Source organism: Streptomyces anulatus (assembly GCF_000721175.1).
In the GTDB taxonomy this organism is placed as follows: Bacteria; Actinomycetota; Actinomycetes; order Streptomycetales; family Streptomycetaceae; genus Streptomyces; species Streptomyces anulatus_C.
In genome coordinates, this window is the sequence record NZ_JOEZ01000023.1 from 1 (window position 1) to 15,920 (window position 15,920).

Consider the following 15,920-nt stretch of genomic DNA (forward strand, 5'->3'; position numbering starts at 1 on the left):
CCAGCAGTACCTCGACCAGCGCCAGATACCTCGGCCGAAGTCCTGGCGAACCCTGGGAGCCTGACCGGCACCTTCAAGATCCCCGACAGAGTCAAGCTAGCCCGCCGCCACCCGGGCCAGCACCTCGCCCGTGCGCGGGCTGAACGCCAGCACCGTCGCGTTCTCGGGCAGCCGCTGGTGGCGGGTCAGCAGCAGCCACCGCACCCCGTACCGGGCAGTGATCTTGTCCCGCAGGGCCTGCGGGGTCGATACGTCGAGATAGGCGGCCACCGCCCGGCTCCTCTCCCGCCGCTCCGTGTTCGCGAGCCCCGCGTCCGGCAGTGCGTCGGCCAGCACGTACGCCCCGTGCCCGGCCAGCGCGTACATCGCGGGGCGGCTGTCCGTCAGGACCACTTCGCCCGGCGGCACGTACACGGTCGCCCAGGCGTACGGCTCCCCGGCCGCCCGCACCCCCTCGGCCGCCGTCGGGCCCCCGACGGGGGTGCGCGGGGCGGTGAGCCCGTTGTAGTACGGCCACAGCGCCGCCACGGTCACCGCGCACACGACGGCGAACGCCCACCGCCACACGGTCGGCCGGAACCGGGTCCGCGTCCGGACCGCGATCAGGGCGAGGCACCCGATCGTCGCGCCGACCGCCGTCGGCGGGTGGACCAGCAGGACGAGCCCGAGCAGTACGCCGATTCCGGCCGCCTCCGCCCACCGGGGCGTCCGGCCGGGCTTCGGATCGCCGGGTCGGGCGGCCCTCGCGGCAGCGCGACCGGTCCACGCCCACAGATGCAGCGTGACCGCGACCGCGAACGTGCTCGGCGCGCTCCAGCGGGCCGGGTCCGCCCAGTGGATCAGGGCCGGAGGCACCAGCGCGAGGACCGGCACCCAGCGGTTCGGGGTCAGCAGCCGGGTGAGCCGGCCGATCCCGGTGAGCAGGAGAGCCAGGTTCACCGACGCGGCCAGCGCGACGACGGACGGGCCCGAAAGCCCGGTGGCCCGGGCGGCCAGACCCTGGAGCAGCGCGTACGGGGAGTAGTGCGCGCTCGCCACGGCGGGCAGGTCGGTCATCGGGAACGCCGGGTGCAGCAGGTTCACCCGCAGCCGTTCGACGACCGCCGCCTGGAGCCCGGCCTCGCAGCACAGCGGTGCCTGCCAGGCCGCCGCCGACAGCACCGCCCACAGCAGTCCGCCCAGCACGAGGTACGGCGACGGCAGCCACAGGGGCGGCCGGGCCGCCCCGTCAGCCCCGTCGCCTCCGGTCCTGGAGGGCGGAACGTCGGACGGGATGCCGGGGGACGGGGCGGAGGAGGCAGCGGAGGAGAGGGGCACATCTCATGGGTTCCGTGCGGCGGGGCCGCTCTCCCCGCTGCCACCCGTCCGAGGGATTCCCTGCGATGGCTTCCGGAACGCTACGGGGTGTCGTCGGGCGCGTCCGCCAGGAGCCGGTCCGCCACCCGGGCCGCCGCACCGCCGTCGTCCAGGTCGCAGTAGTCGCGCCGGAAGCTCTCGTACGCGTCGGCGTGCCGGGCCGCCGGCGACCCGGTGTCCCGCAGCGCCTGGGCCACCTCGTCCGTCGTGACCAGCAGCGGCCCCGGCGCCCGGGTCTCGAAGTCCAGGCAGAAGCCGCGCACGGTGTCGCGGTAGTGCTCCAGGTCGTACGTGTGGAAGAGCATCGGCCGGCCCGTCAGCGCGAAGTCGAACATGAGCCCCGCGTAGTCCGTCACCAGGACGTCGGCCACCGTCAGCAGCCCGGCCGCGCCCGGGTGCCCGGACACGTCGAGCACACCGGGCCCGGCCGGGATGCTGCCGGTGACCCGGGGGTGGCGGCGCACCAGCACCGTGTGGCCGGGGCCGAGCGCCCGTGCCAGGGCGCCCGGATCGAGCGCCGGGTCCCAGCGGTACGGGCCGGGGACCGTGCGGTCGGTGGAAGCGGCCGGGGGATGGGCCAGGTGGTCGCGGTAGGTCGGGGCGTACAGCACGACACGGTGGTCCTCCGGGATCCCGAGCCCGCGCCGCACCTCCTCGGCGGCCTTGTCCCGGTCGGGCGGGAACAGCACGTCGTTGGCGGGCGACCCGGCCTCCAGCACCTCACCCGTGTACCCGAGCGACCGGCGCAGCCACGGGGTGGCGAAGCGGCTCGGGGAGACCAGCACCGACCACTGGGCCGACCGCTGCGGCAGGGTGGCGAGGTGCTGGTGGTCGGCGTAGAGGGTGTCCGCCAGGCCGCCGCCGAACCGGCCGAGGGGGGTGCCGTGCCACGTCTGGACGACCGTCTGTCCCGGCCGCCGCTCGAACCACCCGGGCAGCTGCTCGTCCGTGACGATCCGGCGGGAGCGGGCCAGCGCCTCGTACCAGGCCGCGCTGTGCACGGGGACGGCCCGCGCGCCGGGCGGTACGTGGGTGGTGCGGCCGGGGGCGGTACCCGTGACCCACAGGTGCTCGGTCTCCGTGCCCCGGCGCACGAGCTCGGCGTGCACGGCGCGCGGGGAGTCGCCGCCCGCGTAGAGGACGGCGTCGCGGAGCGGGAGGGCCGTGCGCCGGTCGCCGTAGTGCGCGGCGCGCAGGAGCCGCCTGCCGTACGCGCTCCGCCCGGCGGTCGGCAGGTCCGGTTCCGCGACCACGGACAGCCGGTCGCCGTGCCGCCGCTCCAGGCGCAGCGCGTTCTCGCCTCCGCCGCAGGGCAGGTGCGCGGCGGCGGAGCCGAGGACGCGTACGGGGCGGCCGTCCAGGCGGACCTCCCAGCGGCCCTCCGGGAGCGGCGGCGCGATCAGCGCGGAGAACCGGCCCGGCGCACCGGCGGGGGGCGCGGTCCCGGCCCCTGCCCGGGATCCGGCCGGGGTTTCGTCCGAAGCGTCCGACGCCCTGTTCGAAGTCCCGGTCGTCCCGGCCCCTGCCCAGGATCCGGCCGGGGTTTCGTCCGAAGCGTCCGACGCCCCGTTCGAAGTCCCGTCCACGACGGCCTCCGCGACCGGGACCGTCTCGTGCAGCGTCTCGTGGCGCAGGACGAGACGGCTGCCGGAGGCCTCCGGTCCGCCGTCGGCCCCCCGCCGCTCCCGGGCGTACGTCCCCCGGATGCGCAGGCCCCCGTCCGGCGTGCGCTCCACCCGGTCCGCGTACGGGGGGCCCGCCAGGTCCAGCACCAGGTCGCCCGCCGGGTCCGCGTAGGCGGGCGGCGGCAGGCCCGGGGCGGCGGGCAGCGGTACGCGGGTGCCGTCGGCGAGCAGCAGCCGGACCCGCCACCGCGCCGCGCTCCCCGTCTCGACCTCGCGGGGGGCCCGGTGCGGTGCGGGCGGGGCGCCGGCGAGTCCGGCGAGCGGCACGCGCACCGTGAACGCGACCCCGTGCGACCCGTGCACCCCGCGCGCCCTGTTCGATCCGTGCGCCCCAACCTTCGAGGGCGTCACCCCCGTCCGGACCGGCCCGCCTGTCTCGTCCGCCCCGCCGGCCTCCGCGTACTCCACCGGGCAGGACCGCTCCTCGCTCCCGTCGCGTGTCAGCAGCAGTGCCGTGGGCCTGCTCCCGCCGAAGAACCGGCCCGTGAGTTCCAGCGGGGCTCCCTCCTCCCCCTCGGTCCGGTGCCCCTCGGCCCGGGCCCGCAGTCGTGACACGGTCAGCCGGAGCCGGCCGCCCCGGTAGTCGAGCACCGCCCGCCGCCCGTCGCCCAGGTCGTGCACCAGCGGCTGGTCCGCGCCCGTGTCCGGAGCGCGCACCGCCACCCGGCGGACCGCCCAGGGCCCGGCGAGGACCAGGCCGACCAGCCAGCCGCTCCCCGCCGTCGCAGGAAGCCGGTCAGGGTCGACGACCATCTCGAAGCCGGCGTGGTCGTAACCGTGCAGCTCCTGGCCGGAGTTCACCGTCGCCTCGGGCGCGGACACGGACCGCACCGGCACCGGTCGCACCTGCCTCCCCCGCTCCGCCCGGACCATCCCCACCGTGAGCCGCTGCCGGGCGGAGGCGGCGGGAAGATTGCGCAGATACGCGTACCCGCGCAGCCGCAGCTTCCCGTCCGCGCCCCAGCGCGCCTCCAGCAGCCGCGCCACCGCCGGGATGTCCGTGCGCGCGAGCCGGGCGCTCGCGCCGCGCACGCCGGGGTACACCGCGCGCCGCCGCCCCGGAGGCCCCTCGACGGCGAACGTGCCGGCCCCGTTGGCCCGTTCGAACGCGAGGACAGCCAGCAGCTCGTCCAGGCGCCGCTCCCGCACCAGCGACCACTTGATGCGCAGCTCCACCGGCAGCCCCTCCAGCACCCCGGCACCTGCCCGGTCGACGAAGGCCCCGGCGCCCTCCAGGAACGCCGCCCGGTACGCCTCGCCGCCCATCGGCAGGCCGTCCAGGAAGTACCCGAAGTCGTCGCGCAGACAGGACGTGTCGTACGCCCGCCGCTGCGCCGCGTCCCGGCCGCCCAGGAACGCGCTGACCTGCTCGCACGCGGCGATCCGGTCCCGCACGCCCGTGACGTCCGTACGCCGCCGGGTGATCGAGCCCTCCCGCACCCGCCAGTAGTAGACGTGCTCGTGCAGGACGTCCACGGACCCGGCGAGATGGTGCGCGGGGATCATCACCGGGGTGTCCTCGTACAGCTTGCCCTCGGGGAAGGCGAAGGCGTGCGCGTCCCAGAAGGAGCGCCGGAACACCTTGTTCCACGCCACCCGGTCGGCCAGCAGGCGCGGATCCCGGGTGATGTGGGTACGCGGCCGGGTGCCGGTCAGCCAGCGGTACTGCCAGGCCTGCTGCCGTCCCTGCCCGGTCAGCCGCCACACATTGCCGGTGGCCAGATCGGAGCCGGTCGACTCCAGCGAGGCCGTCATCCGCTCGTACGCGTCGTGCACGACGATGTCGTCGCTGTCGGCGAACGCCAGGTAGGGGACGGCGGGGTCGGTGTGCCGGACGCCGGTGTTGCGGGCGGCGCTCAGGCCGGCGTTCTTCTGCCGCACCAGCCGGAAGCGGCTGTCCCGGGCGGCGAACTCCGCCGCGATCCGGGCGCTGCCGTCCGTCGAACCGTCGTCGACGAGCACCACCTCGATCGCTTCGAGGGTCTGTTCCGCCACCGACCGCAGGCAGTCCTCAAGGTAGGCCTCGACGTTGTGGACGGGGACGACGACGCTGAGGAGTGGCTTCATGTCCTGGTCAACAGGGGGCGGCTCCCGGGGTCACCGGCGCTGACCCGAACGGGTGAACGCGGGCCGCTCCTCGCCCGGACCCGCGATTACGCTCGGCTGCCATGCCCACCAGAGCCTCCGTGCCCACCAGAGCTTCCGTGAAGCGGTTCGTGCGTCGCCAGGCCATGCGGGCCGCCTACCGCACCGACCTGCGCCGCCCGCTCGACCCGGACCTCGCCGTCTACGGGGCGTACTGGAACCGGGGCGTCGCCTGCAATCCGGCCGCCATCCACGCCAAGGCCCGCGAGCTGGTCCCGCACATCCGGGGTGTGTGGGCCGTCTCCTCCCGGCATCGCGACGGGATGCCGGCCGGTGTGCCGTACGTCATCGAGGGATCGCGCCCCTACTGGCGGGCCATGGCCACGGCCACCTACCTGGTCAACAACTCCAGCTTTCCCGGCGGTTTCACCAAGCGGCCCGGTCAGCGCTACCTCCAGACCCACCACGGGACCCCGCTCAAGACCATGGGGCTGGATCAGCGCGCGTACCCCGCCCTCGCCCGGAGAGCCGACTTCGGCAAGATCCTCGCCCATGTCGGCCAGTGGGACTTCAGCCTCTCCGCCAACCCGCACACCACCGAGGTCTGGGACCGCGTCTACCCGGGCGCGTACGAGCGGCTCGACCTCGGATACCCCCGGAACGACGTCTACTTCACCGCCACCGCCGAGGACATCGCGAAGATCCGCGCCGAGCTGGGCATCGCCGACGGCCGGACCGCCCTGCTCTACGCCCCGACCCATCGCGACTACCGCACCGGCTTCGTCCCCGACCTCGACCCGGAGCGCCTGGCCCGCCAACTGGGCCCCGACTACGTGGTGCTGGTTCGCGCCCACTACTTCTACGGGCGTTCCGCCGGGGTCGGCGCGGTGGAGGCGGGAGCGGGGACGGGGCAGGTCATCGACGTCACCGGGCACCCCCGGGTCGAGGAACTGTGCCTGGCCGCGGACGCGTTGATCGCCGACTACTCCTCCCTGGTCTTCGACTACGCCTGCCTGGACCGCCCGATCGTCGTCCACGCCCCCGACCAGGCCGCCTACCGGGCCGCGCGCGGGACCTACTTCGACCTGCTGTCCGGGCGACCCGGCGACACCCCCGGGACCGTCACCACCGACCCCGAACGGCTGGCCGACGTGTTCCGGACGGGGGAGTGGCGGTCACCGGAGGCGGCCGCGCTGCGCACCGCGTTCCGGGAGCGGTTCTGCCCGTACGACGACGGGCACGCGGCGGAACGTGTCGTACGGCGGTTCTTCGCCCCGGCCGAGTGAGGCGCGAGGCCTCACCACCCGGATGGCTCATTCGGGCGACCGGTGCCGATTCCTCCGCCCCGTACGGTCGTTGTGCCCAACAGCTCGCTCGCCCCGCCATGTTGGGAGACGTCCATGCACCGGTCCGCCTACGAGCAGATGGAACTCTGCGTCAAGGAGTATCTGCCCGTCGAAGGGCCCGCGTCCGGTAACGGCGCCTACCGGGTCGTCGACCTCGGCTCCCGTATCTCCGGCAAGCAGACCCGCACCCACCGGGCGCTCCTCTCCGGCCACCCCGTCGACTACTTCGGGGTCGATGTGCAGGACGGCCCCAACGTGGACGCCGTGATGACGAAGCCGTACCGCATCCCCGCCCGCTCCAACAGCGCGGACGTCGTCCTGTCCGGGCAGGCGTTCGAGCACATCCCGTTCTTCTGGGCCTCCATGCTGGAGATCGCCCGGATCCTGAAGCCCGGCGGCCACGCGTTCATCACCGCCCCCTCGCGCGGTCATGTCCACGACGCCCAGGACTGCTGGCGCTACTACCCCGACGGCTTCCGCGCCCTCGCCGCTCACTCACGGCTCGAACTGCGCGAGACCTACACGGACTTCCCGCCCCGGAAGGGCATCCGGCACGACTACCGGGCCATCGACGAGCATGCGGCCTACTGGGGCGACTCCGTCGGCGTCTTCCGCAAGCCGCAGCGCTATCCGCGCCTGACCATGTTCGCCGTACGGGAGCTGGCGGTGTGGTGGGCCAACCGGGTCGGCGGCGTGGACGGCATCCCGCTGCCCCGGCCGGTGGACGGGCGCGAGCGGTGCGGGCGGCCGAAGACTCCGCCCGCGCGAACGGCCTCACTCGAACAGGAGCCGCCCCGATCAATGGCAGGTTGACGAAAGATGACATGCGGCGCATACCGCGCGTACTGTCCCGGGGCATGGCTTGGCGCAACGCCGTCAACGGCGTCCTTCAGCAGCTCACCGGATACCAGCTCAGGCGCGTCACCGTGCCCGCCGCCCGCACCGCCCCCGCCCCGGCGCCGGCCGCCCCAGCCGCCCCCGCTCCCGCCGCGAAGCCCAGGGTGAAGAAGCCCGCGCTCGCGTTCCCGGAGGACTACGACGACGAGGCGAAGGACATCATCCGCGCGGTCAAGCCGTACTCGATGACCTCGCCGGAGCGGCTGAACGCCTTCATCCTCGCCACGCGTCACATCGCCCGGCACAACATCCCCGGCTCCGTCGTCGAGTGCGGTGTCTGGCGCGGCGGTTCCATGCAGGCCTGCGCCCGGACCCTGCTGTCCGCCGGGGAGACCGAGCGCGACCTGTACCTCTTCGACACGTACGAGGGCATGACCCCGCCCACCGCCGAGGACCTGCGGCGCGACGGCCGGCCGGCCCAGGAACTGCTGGACGCCCAGGGCAAGGACCGGCCGATCTGGGCGGTCGCCTCGCTGGAGGACGTCAAGGCGGGCTTCGACCACGTCCCGTACCCGAAGGAGCGCGTCCACTACGTGCGGGGACGGGTCGAGGACACCGTCCCCGGGCAGGCCCCCGAGCAGATCTCGATCCTGCGCCTGGACACCGACTGGTACGCCTCCACGAAGCACGAACTGGAGCACCTGTACTCCCGGTTGGTCAGCGGCGGCGTCCTCCTGATCGACGACTACGGCTACTGGCAGGGATCGCGCCAGGCGGTCGACGAGTTCCTCGACAAGACCGGTGAGCGGCTCCTCCTGCTGCGGATGGACGAGGGCCGGATCGCCGTGAAGCCCTGACCCGGGCCCCCTCCACGGCAGCGCCGAGCACCGAGCCCCGTGCCCTTCCCGGTACGGGGCTCGAGCGCGCTCCCGGCACGCCCCCGGGTACGCGACTCCGCCCTCCGCGTCACCCGAACGGACCCCCTCGGGTGACCCGTCCTTCCGGCGCGGGTTGTACCCCATGGCCCCCGACGGGCCCCTGCCCCGAAGACTCAAGTCCCCGACGCTCATTGCCCCTGATGTCGTCCGCCCGGAAGGATCGTGCGCCGCGATGGCACCCCGTCTCACCGTCGTCGTCCCCCTCTACAACGTCGAGGAGTACCTCGGTGCCTGCCTGTCCTCGCTCGCCGAACAGACCATGCCGGAACTGGAGGTCGTCCTCGTCGACGACGGCTCCACGGACGGCGGACCGCTGCTGGCACAGGAGTTCGCGGACCGCGACCCGCGCTTCCGGCTGCTCCGGCAGGAGAACGCCGGGCTCGGCGCGGCCCGCAACGCCGGGATCCGCGAGGCCCACCCCGAGGCCGAGTTCCTGACGTTCGTCGACAGCGACGACGTCGTGCCGCCCGGCGCGTACGCGCGGATGCTGGCCGAACTCGACCGCTCGGGCTCCGACTTCGCCACCGGCAACGTGCTCCGGCTGCGGACGAACGGCGAGCTCGAACAGTCCCCGATGTTCCGCAAGCCGATGGAGAAGGCCCGGCAGGCCACGCACGTCACCCGCGACTGGCTCCTGCTCGGCGACCGCATCGCCTGCAACAAGGTCTTCCGCCGCACCTTCTGGGACGAGCACGCCTTCGCCTTCCCCACCGGGGTGCTGTACGAGGACATCGCCGTCGTCCTGCCCGCCCACTTCCTGGCCCGCTCGGTCGACGTCGTCGAGGAGCCCGTCTACCACTGGCGCGACCGCGACGGTTCGATCACCACCCGGCGGGCCGTGCCCCGGGGCATCCGCGACCGCGTCACCGCCGTGACCGCCGTCAGCCGCTTCCTCGCGGACCGGGCGGGGACGACCGGCGCGGCCGAGGCCAAGCGGCGCTACGACGCCCACGCGCTCTCCGGCGACCTGTGGCTGTTCATCGAGGCCCTGCCGGACGGCGACGCCGAGTTCCACGAGGCGTTCCTGAAGCACGCCGGCGCGTTCGCCGCCACCGTCGAACCCGACGTCCTCGCCTCACTGCCGCTGCATCTGCGGGTCAAGTGGCAGCTGATCCGCGAACGTCGGCTCCCCGAACTCCTCGCCCTCCTCGCCGACGAGAAGAAGGACCGGGACACCTTTCACGTACGCGGGCTGCTCCGCCCCCGTGCTCACCACCCCGCCGTCCGCGCCCCGCTGCCGTCCGCCACGACCGCACTGACCTCCGCCGACCTGCCCGTACACGCCCACCTCACCGAGGCCGTCTGGCGGGACGGGCTGCTGCACCTGACCGGCCACGCCTACGTGCGCAACGCCCCGGGCGGCCCGGCCCGGCTCGGCTGGCTGCGCGCGGGGAAGCGGCTGATCCCGTTTCGCCTGCGTCCCGTCGGCGGCGACGAGGCCACCGCCCGCTCCGGCCGTTCCCTGCACCGCTACGACCGCGCCGGGTTCGAGGCCGTCGTCGACCCGCGCGCGATCGCCAGGAGGGCGGGTGACGGGCGTACGGCCTGGAAGCTGGAGGCCGTCGTCTTCGGCGCGGGCCGGCTACGCAGGGGCCCCATGCGCCTCATCGGCACCCCGGCCCCGCCCGCCGTGACGTACACCGGCGAGGGGACCCGCGTCGTCCCCGTCCTGTCCGGCAACAAGCTGGAGCTGCGCACCGAACGCGTCGCCGCCGTCCTGACCGGGCAGTCGGCGGTCGAGGACTCCGTGCGCCTGGAGGTGAAGACCCTCGGTGACGCCGGGCCCGTCGCCCTCAGGCTCACCGAGTGGCGCACCAAGGAGACCCGGGAGTTCGCCCTGCGCGGCTCGCCCGGCTCCCGGGCGGCGGACATCCCGCTCAGCGCCTTCCGGCGGGAGGACGACAGCGCCTTCCGGGGACAGGACGCCATCTGGGGCGTCCAACTCGTCGTCGGGGGAGCCCCGTTGACGGTCGCTGCCCGGACCGACGGCCAGGACGGACGCTATGCGCTGCCCGGCGGCCGTGAACTGTACGCGGCACCCAACCCCTCGGGCGACCTCGTGCTCACCGACCGGGCCGTTCAGCCCGTCGTCACCTCCGCCACCTGGTCGGAGTCGGATGAGCTGGTGCTGGAAGGAGCGTTTCCGGCACCCGGCGCAGGCCTCCACGAACTCGTCCTGCGGCACAGCGGCCACCACGAGGAGGCCGTCCTCGGCCTGGAGCGAGGAGACGGCGACGGCTTCCGGGCCGTGATCGCGCCCGCCGCCGTCGACGGGCCGGGCGGGGCGCTGCCGCTCGCCGAGGGGCGCTGGTACCTCTTCCTGCGCGAGCCGGGGGAGCGGGACCCGGAGGCGTACCGGCCGCTCCGGCTGAGCACGCCGCTCCACCGTGACCTGCCACGGCAACACCCCTCGGGCGGTAGGGACTTCACCTTCCAGCGGCGCTACCACGACCGGCTTGTCCTGGAGTCCGGCAGCGCCCTCCCGGCGCAGGAGTCAGGACCGTACGGGCAGCGGATCCAGCGCGAGCGGTACACCGGCCTGCGCGGCCGCACGGCGGACGAACTGCGCCCCGCCGTCCTCTACTCCAGCTTCGACGGCCGCCAGTACTCCGACTCGCCCCGCGCCATCCACCGCGAACTCGCGGCCCGCGGAAGGGACATCGAGCACCTGTGGGTCGTGCGGGACCAGCAGGCGGCCGTGCCCGACGGCGTCCGCCCCGTCGCGCTGCACAGTGCGCAATGGCACGAGGCGCTGGCCCGCAGCCGCTGGGTCGTCACCAACACCCACCTGCCCCAGTGGTTCGAGCGGGCCGAGGGCCAGTGCGTCGTCCAGACCTGGCACGGCACCCCGCTCAAACGCATCGGCCGCGACCTCGCGGGCACCCCGCACGCCGACGCCGCCTACATGGCGTCCATGGAGCACCGGTCCGCCCAGTGGAGTGTCCTCGTCTCCCCGAACAGCTTCTCCACGCCCGTCCTGCGCCGCGCCTTCGGCTACTCCGGCGAGGTCCTGGAGTGCGGCTACCCGCGCAACGACCTGCTGTACGCCCCCGACCGGGTCAAGATCGCCACCGCCGTACGCGAACGGCTCGCGATCCCCGAGGGGCGGCGCGTGATCCTGTACGCGCCCACCTGGCGCGACGACCTCCCCCGGCAGGGCGGGCGCTACGGGCTCGACCTCCACCTCGACCTGGCGCAGGCCCGGGAGGCCCTGGGTGATGACCATGTCCTGCTGGTGCGCCGCCACTACCTCGTCGGCGGCAGTGTCCCCGACACCGCATTCGTCCGGGACGTCTCGCGCCACCCGGACGTCGCCGAACTGCTGCTGATCAGCGATGTCCTGGTCACCGACTACTCCTCGGTCATGTTCGACTTCGCGCAGACCGGCCGCCCGATGCTCTTCCACACCTACGACCTGGCCCACTACCGCGACACCCTGCGCGGTTTCTGCTTCGACTTCGAGAACCGCGCCCCAGGACCCCTGATCCCCGACTCCGCCGGGGTCGTGGCCGCCCTGCGCGACCCGGAGGCCGCCACCGCCGGGCACCGGGAGGCGTACGAGCGGTTCCGGGAGGCCTTCTGCGACCTCGACGACGGGACCGCCGCCGCCGGGGTCGTCGACCGGATGCTCAAGGGGGAGCAGGCATGAGCGACTTCAGCTGTGTGATCACCGGCGGCGGGGACGGCGAAGGACCCGGCGGCGCCGACGCGCTCCGCGCCTCCGTGGAGTCCGTGCTCGGCCAGTCGCTGCGCGGAGCCGAGGCCGTCGTGGTCCTCGCCTCCGCCGCCGACCCGGCCGTCCGCACCACGGCCCGCGCCCTCGCCGACCGGGCCCCCGGGCGGGTCCGCCTCGTCCACGCCGACCCGGCCGTCCGCACCACCGGAGCCCTGCGCAACGCGGGCCTGGAAGCGGCGGACGGCCGGTACGTCCTGGTCCTCGGCACCGGCGAGCGGCTCCAGCGGCACGCCTGCCGCAACCTCTGGCTGGCGGGCGAGACCAGCCGCGCCGACCTGATCGCCGGCCGCTGGAGCCGGATCGCCGACGAGAGCGGCAAGGAGCGGGAACCGTCCTGGCAGGGCGAGCTGTACGCCCGCTCCCGCACCCTCGCCCGCTTCACCGAGGCCCCCGGACTCGTCGTCAGGGACGCCCTGGTGACCGGATTCTGCCTGCGCCGCGAGGCCGCCAGGCGCCACGGGCTGCGTTACGAGGAGGACCTGGCGCACGGCGAGATCCTGTTCGGCCCGCTCGCCGCCGCCGCGGTCGGCCGGATCGCCCTGGTCCGCCGCCTCGTCGTGACCGGCCGGGCCGACCCCGACCGGGCCCGCGACCTCACCGCCCTGGTCGAGGCCCATCGCCGGGTCGCCAACACCCTCCTCGCACACGGGCTGACCGAGCTGCGCGAGGAGCGGGAGAAGGCGTTCGCGCGCGACCACCTGGTGCCGCTCGCCCGGTCCTTCCCCCGGCTGCCCGCCGCCCGCCGCGCCCAGGTCGCCGCAGCCGCCGCCCGCACGCTGACCACGCCCGTCCCGCCGGACCTGCCGCCGCTGGAGCGGGTCGCCGTGACCCTGCTGGCCCGGGGCGACGCGGAAAGGGTCCTCGCGGCGGCGTACGCGCTGAGCCGTCCCGCCACCGTGTGCGCGCCCCTGGCGACGGGTGCGGACGGGCGGGTGACCTGGGGCGACGGCGCTGAGGGGCTGCCCCTCGACGTCACGGAACTCGGTCACCAGCACCGTACGTTCGGCGAACTGCGGCTGATGAACCGGCTCACCCGCTGCGCCACCGACGGGGACGGCCGCCTGCTGCTCGAAGGCCGCCTCGTGCTGCCCGGCCACAGCGGACCCGGCCCCGGCACCCCCCTCACCGCCACCCTGGAGTTCCGGGCCCGGGGCGGGGCGCGCGCCGTCGCGTTCCCGGTCGAGGAGGTCCGGCACGACGGGAACGGGATCATCTGGCGCGCGCGGGCCGACGTCTCGCGCCGTCTGCGCCCCGTCGGCGCCCGCGACACCGCGTGGGACGCGCGGCTGACGGTACAGGCGGGGGGCGCCGACGGGCCCCGGTCCGTCAGCGATCTGTTCGCCCCCCAGGACCAGGTGGAAGGGGCGGCCCGGTTCGCCGCCCAGCCCCTGCTCGGGCGGCTCGCCGGGGACACCTGGGAGCCCTACATCACGCTGAAGGACCACCTCGCGCTCCGGCTGACCGCCCGCCGCCGTCCTGCCCGCACCGCCCACCGCCTGATCCGCTACGCCACGCACTTCCGTCCCGCCCGCAAGGCGAAGCTCCTCGTCAGGGCCCTGCGCAAGCGCCTCGACCGCTACCGCTCCCGGGGTTTCAAGGCCACCGCCTACAACACCTGGCTCACCCGGCTCCCCGTGCGCCGGGGCTCCGTCGTCCTCGAGAGCCACATGGGCACCTGCTACGGCGACAGCCCACGAGCCCTCCACGAGGAGATCCGCCGCCAGGGCCTGAAACTGCACGCCACCTGGTCCTACGACCCCTCCCCGGCCGGCTTCCCGGACGACGCCAGCCTCGTACGCCGCTGGTCCTGGCGCTATCTGTGGGCGCTGGCCCGCGCGGAGTACTGGGTCGACAACCAGGGCTTCCCGCAGAACCTGCGCAAGCCCCGGCACACCACGTACCTCCAGACCTGGCACGGATCCGCGTACAAGAGGATGGGCTTCGACGAGACCCGCGTACGGCTGCAGAACGCCCCGCAGCGCGAGCGGCTCCAGCAGGCCGTGGACCGCTTCGACCACTTCCTCGTCCGCTCCGAGCACGACGTGAACACCCTCGCCCGCGCCTACCGGCTGCCCGAGGACAAGCTCCTGCGCACCGGCTACCCGCGCAACGACGCCCTGATCGCGGAGCGCACCCGGTCCGAGACCGAAGGGCGGCTGCCGCGCCCGCCGCTCGCCTCGGCGCTCGGGCTGGACGACCACAGGAAGACGGTGCTGTACGCCCCGACGTTCCGGGGTGGGCCCGGCAGGCAGGGCAAGGGCCGACTCCTCCTGGAAGTAAGGGAGTTCGCGGAGCGGTTCGGCGACACCCACACCCTGCTCGTCCGGTCCCACTACCTGGAGTCCGCGCGGCTGCCGGTCTGCCCGCCCGGGACCGTCGTCGACGTCTCGCACCACCACGACGTCAGCGAACTCCTGGTCCTCACGGACGTGTTGGTGACCGACTACTCCTCGATCATGTTCGACTTCGCCCTCCTCGACCGGCCCGTCGTGCTGTACGCCCCCGACCTCGACACGTACACGGCCGAGCGCGGCAGCTACTTCGACCTGCGGGAGAAGGCCCCCGGCCCGGTGACCGCGACGCAGGACGAACTGTTCGCCGCCCTCGCCGAACTGAAGAAGTCGGACACCCGGTACGCGGATCAACGGCGGGCCTTCGTAGCGCAGTTCGGGCCCTACGACCGTGGCGACGCGGCCCGCAGGGCCGTTGCCGCCGTGTTCGCCCCCGGAGCCTCCCGAGGCTTCCGGGGCGCCCGCCACACCACCGACCACGACCGGGGGGCCGGCCGATGAGCCGCGACATCTTCATCGTCTCCAACAGCACCGACGAACTCGGCGGCGTCACCGGCTGGATGCACCAGACGGCCCGCCTCTTCACCGGCCAGGGCCACCGGGTCCACGCCATCGGCATCCACGCCTCCGACCTCACGATGGCGCTGCCCGAACAGCCCGCCCACCCCGTCACCGCCCTCTACCCCGCCCACCCCCCGACCCCCTGGACGCCCCACGGCATCCGCGACCGCTTCCGCATCCCCACCCGGCGCAAGGAGGCCGCCCGGGTCGCCGCCAAGAAGCAGGCGGTCGCCCGGCTCTCGGAGATCTTCGCGACCGCCCGCCCCGGCGCGGTCGTCATCGTCACCCAGGTCTGGGCGATGGAGTGGGTCGGCGAGGCCGACACCACCGGGCTGCGGGTCATCGGGATGAGCCACGAGTCCTACGGCTACTCCCGCGCGAGCCACCGCTACCGCTGGATCAAGAACCACTACAAGGACCTCGACCACTGGCTCGTCCTCACCGAGGAGGACGCCGACCAGTGGGCCGGGGACGGCATGAACAACGTCGGCTTCCTGCCCAACGCCCTCTCCCGGCTCCCCGCCGTGCCCTCCCCGCGCACCGCGAGGACCGTCGCGAGCATCGGCCGGCTCAGCGACCAGAAGGGCATCGACCTGCTCCTGGACACCTGGGCCCAGGTCGCGCCCTTCCGCCCCGACTGGCGGCTGCGCGTGTACGGGGCGGGCGAGGACGAGACCGCGCTGAAGGCGCAGTGCACCGCCCTCGGCCTCGACGGGTCCGTGGAGTGGATGGGCCGCACCGACGACGTCGAGCGGGCCCTCGCGGACGCCTCCGTCTTCGTCCAGTCCTCCCGCGGCGAGGGCTTCCCGCTCGCCCTGCTGGAGGCGATGGCCAGTGGCGTGCCCTGCGCCGCGTTCGACTGCGCGCCCGGGGTGCGCGAGATCGTCCGCGACGGCGAGGACGGACTCCTGGCCCCCGCCGGGGACACCGCCGCCCTCGCCGACCGGCTGCTGCGGCTCACCGGCAACCCCCGGCTGCGCGACTCCATGGGCGCGCGGGCCCGCTCCGGCGTCCAGCGGTTCTCCGAGCCGGAGACCCTGCGGCGCTGGGAGGAGCTGTTCGCGTTCCTGGAACGCTGATCACCC

At 74.2% G+C, this 15,920-nt stretch carries 8 protein-coding genes; 6 read left to right on the plus strand and 2 right to left on the minus strand.

Features of this window, described 5'->3' with window-relative positions:
* Positions 1 to 96: 96 nt before the first annotated feature.
* Both IG90_RS0125610 and IG90_RS0125615 read right to left on the minus strand, forming a co-directional pair.
* Entirely contained in the window at positions 97 to 1,317 is a 1,221-nt protein-coding gene (locus tag IG90_RS0125610; protein ID WP_030589088.1) for a hypothetical protein, read from the minus strand.
* 80 nt (positions 1,318 to 1,397) lie between these two features.
* Complete coding sequence (locus IG90_RS0125615; RefSeq protein WP_030589092.1) at positions 1,398 to 5,108, minus strand: bifunctional glycosyltransferase/CDP-glycerol:glycerophosphate glycerophosphotransferase; 3,711 nt, start codon at positions 5,106 to 5,108, stop codon at positions 1,398 to 1,400.
* Between the two features lie 101 nt (positions 5,109 to 5,209).
* Here IG90_RS0125615 and IG90_RS0125620 point away from each other — a divergent pair, with 101 nt between their 5' ends.
* From IG90_RS0125620 to IG90_RS0125645, 6 genes are all read left to right on the plus strand, one after another.
* Positions 5,210 to 6,412 (plus strand): CDP-glycerol glycerophosphotransferase family protein, encoded by a 1,203-nt coding sequence (locus IG90_RS0125620; RefSeq protein ID WP_233435860.1) that lies wholly within the window; start codon positions 5,210 to 5,212, stop codon positions 6,410 to 6,412.
* Between the two features lie 114 nt (positions 6,413 to 6,526).
* Complete coding sequence (locus tag IG90_RS0125625; protein WP_030589098.1) at positions 6,527 to 7,285, plus strand: methyltransferase domain-containing protein; 759 nt, start codon at positions 6,527 to 6,529, stop codon at positions 7,283 to 7,285.
* An 11-nt stretch (positions 7,286 to 7,296) separates the two neighbouring features.
* Positions 7,297 to 8,166, plus strand: coding sequence for a TylF/MycF/NovP-related O-methyltransferase (locus tag IG90_RS0125630; protein WP_030589101.1), 870 nt, complete (start codon positions 7,297 to 7,299; stop codon positions 8,164 to 8,166).
* Between the two features lie 253 nt (positions 8,167 to 8,419).
* Complete coding sequence (locus IG90_RS0125635; protein WP_030589104.1) at positions 8,420 to 11,896, plus strand: bifunctional glycosyltransferase/CDP-glycerol:glycerophosphate glycerophosphotransferase; 3,477 nt, start codon at positions 8,420 to 8,422, stop codon at positions 11,894 to 11,896.
* Positions 11,893 to 14,775: a CDP-glycerol--glycerophosphate glycerophosphotransferase gene (locus IG90_RS0125640; RefSeq protein WP_030589106.1), complete on the plus strand. Its 2,883-nt coding sequence runs from the start codon at positions 11,893 to 11,895 to the stop codon at positions 14,773 to 14,775. Before IG90_RS0125635 ends, IG90_RS0125640 begins: the two co-directional genes overlap by 4 nt.
* Positions 14,772 to 15,914: a glycosyltransferase gene (locus tag IG90_RS0125645; RefSeq protein ID WP_030589109.1), complete on the plus strand. Its 1,143-nt coding sequence runs from the start codon at positions 14,772 to 14,774 to the stop codon at positions 15,912 to 15,914. The genes IG90_RS0125640 and IG90_RS0125645 overlap by 4 nt, the downstream gene beginning before the upstream one ends.
* Positions 15,915 to 15,920: the final 6 nt, after the last annotated feature.